This is a genomic window from Actinoplanes sp. ATCC 53533, from assembly GCF_003947245.1.
On sequence record NZ_QHHV01000419.1, the window covers coordinates 1 to 2,399 of the forward strand.

The following is a 2,399-nucleotide window of genomic DNA, read 5'->3' on the forward strand; positions in this document are numbered from 1 at the left end:
GCGCATTTGTCCGCGCACAGACGCAGCTCGCGGTGGAGTTGCGGCCGCACATCGAAGCCGCCTTTGAGCGACCGCACGTCACGATCGACTTCGCGGGATTCTCCGGCGAGACACTGCGAGACGCGGTCGCCGAAGCCCTCGACAAGGTGCGCAGCGGCCGGCTTGCCCCCGAGACAATCGCCGTACGGGTTCTGATCTCCGACATGACGGTGCCGATGGCGTTGCCCGCACGCGCTGAGACGCAGGCCGATGATCCGGCCGTGCGGGAACGCGCCGAGCGGATCACCCGCCGCGCCGCAGACGGCATCATCGACCAGGTCGCCGAGCTGGGCGACCTCGGCCTAGTCCGCTCCACCACCGTTGAGGTGCGGATGCACCGGGCATCGCCGCTGTTCAAGCTCTACATCATCAACGGCGTGGAAGTGTTCTACGGCTTCTATCCCGTGGTGGAACGCACCGTTTCGATCAAGGGTGAGCCCACGGCCATCTACGACTTGATGGGCAAGGACGTGCCGCTGTTCCACTACGCCGTGACCGACGATGACGCGTCGCACGGCACCCAGTTCGTGCAAGCGTCCCGCCAGTGGTTCGACTCGATGTGGTCGACGATCGCCTACCGGTACGACGGATGAGCGCCAACCTCGCCCGGCTGCTCGCCGAGGTAGACGCCATCCTGCTCGACTTCGACGGCCCGGTGTGCAGCATCTTCGCCGGCTACCCGGCGCCCAAGGTCGCCGCGGAGTTGGTCGACATGCTGCAACGTCGAGGGGTCGCGATGCCGCCGGGCCTGGCGACTGAGCCGGACCCGCTTGAGGTGCTGCGCTGGGCTGGTACGGCCGGAGATCCGGCAGTCACCCGGGCGGTGGAGGATGCGCTTTGCGCGGCCGAACTACGTGCCGCCGAGAGCGCCGGACCCACACCGTACGGCCGAGAGGTGATCGTCGCGGCCCGGCAGGCCGGCTTACCGGTGGCGTTGGTCAGCAACAACTCGGCAGGGGCAGTGACCGCCTACCTGTCAGCGCACCGCCTGGCGTCGTACGTGTCGCCGGTCGTGGGCCGGGCGTACGCCGAGCCGGGGCAGATGAAGCCCAACCCCGAACCGATCTTGCACGCCGTGCGCGCTCTCGGCCTCGCGCCGGACCGGACCGTTCTCGTGGGTGACTCGCTGTCAGACATCGAAGGCAGCCGCGCCGCCGGAGTCCGGAGCATCGGCTACGCCAACCGGCCGGCGAAAGCCGAGGTGTTCCGACAGGCAGGGGCAGACGTCGTGATCGACAGCATGGGGGCAATAGCCAGTGCACTGATCGAACGGGCCGCAGGCTGAACTTCCGGTCTGCCTGCCGTTCGGCCGGCTAGGAATGGCTCGTGAGTGAAGATCGCTTATCGTGCGGGGATGATCACCGGGGAGATCCACGAACCGCTACCGCGCGGGTCGTTCGTCGCTGGGTGGAGTCTCCGGCGGCGATGGGCACTCGCCGCTTGCCTCATGGTCGGCTTCCTGTGCTGCGGCCTGGGAGCCGTACCCGTAGCAGCGTTCCTCGACCACACAGACAGCCAAGGCGACCCGCCGGCCACGGCCGTCGAGGCGGTGGACATCTACCTCAACCAGCTCTTGCTCAAAGAGCGGATCGGACTGACGCACGCCCTGATCACGAGCGAGCGTGACGACCTGGTCAAGCAATGGGAGTCACTGATCAAGGACATGCAGCGCACGGACCCGCCACCGGACAAACTCGAATGGGGTCCGCACTTCGACGTTGAGGACCAGGGCGACGAGGTCACTCGGGTAACCGTGCCGGTCCGCGCGGTGTGGTGGCAGGAACGCGGGATGTCGATGCAGGGCACCGAACACCCGTGGGTCTTCGTTGCCAGGGCCGAAGACGGCGGATGGCGTATCGCGGAGGTCCGGCCACATCCGTGGTGCGGCGGGCACGTCCGGGCCGACGCGTGCCGGTGATCGCCCGGCCTCGGCGCGATGACGAACGGGTTAGGTCTCGTCCGTGTTGAGATCGGGGCGGTTCGCGCGTAGCCACGCCTGAACGTCCGGCACTCGCCAGACCGTGATGCCGTTCTCCCACTCGTCGTACGAGTCTGGGAAGCCCTTGCGGCGCGTGAGGGAGTAGGCGTACTGCCGGGTGACGCCGAGTAGGTCGGCGACATCTCCGGTGGTGTACAGCTTCCCCTTGCGGCCCACGTGATCACGCTATGTACCCGCGAAGCTTACTGAGGGAGTTTACCTAGGACAGCTACCTGCGTAACCTGGTGAGTCCGAGGCCGTGCACATGTGCAGGAAGGCTTGACAGATGCGCTGGTATCTCACTCAGAAAGCCGTCGGAGAGCCCGAAATCGACGTACGCGACGATGATGAGGATCTGACGCTCGGCTACTCGATCATGCGT

At 66.6% G+C, this 2,399-nt stretch carries 4 protein-coding genes; 3 read left to right on the plus strand and 1 reads right to left on the minus strand.

Going from position 1 to position 2,399, the window contains the following annotated elements:
* From DMB66_RS58575 to DMB66_RS58585, 3 genes are all read left to right on the plus strand, one after another.
* A partial coding sequence (locus DMB66_RS58575) for a GntR family transcriptional regulator (protein WP_125812566.1) occupies window positions 1-632 on the plus strand: 632 nt, incomplete at its 5' end.
* Complete coding sequence (locus tag DMB66_RS58580) at window positions 629-1,324, plus strand: HAD family hydrolase (protein ID WP_125812567.1); 696 nt, start codon at window positions 629-631, stop codon at window positions 1,322-1,324. The genes DMB66_RS58575 and DMB66_RS58580, both read left to right, overlap by 4 nt.
* A gap of 69 nt (window positions 1,325-1,393) precedes the next feature.
* The gene (locus DMB66_RS58585) at window positions 1,394-1,957 is read left to right on the plus strand and encodes a hypothetical protein (RefSeq protein ID WP_125812568.1); all 564 of its coding nucleotides are present in this window, start codon (window positions 1,394-1,396) and stop codon (window positions 1,955-1,957) included.
* A gap of 30 nt (window positions 1,958-1,987) precedes the next feature.
* Here the strand turns inward: DMB66_RS58585 and DMB66_RS58590 are convergent, their stop codons facing one another.
* A complete protein-coding gene (locus tag DMB66_RS58590; RefSeq protein ID WP_125812569.1) occupies window positions 1,988-2,194 on the minus strand; it encodes a helix-turn-helix domain-containing protein in 207 nt (68 codons plus the stop codon).
* Window positions 2,195-2,399 lie beyond the last annotated feature (205 nt).

Excerpts from the sequence above, each read along its gene's own strand:
- DMB66_RS58580 (WP_125812567.1), top strand. The coding sequence starts at position 629 with ATGAGCGCCAACCTCGCCCGGCTGCTCGCCGAGGTAGACGCCATCCTG.
- DMB66_RS58585 (WP_125812568.1), top strand. The coding sequence starts at position 1,394 with ATGATCACCGGGGAGATCCACGAACCGCTACCGCGCGGGTCGTTCGTC.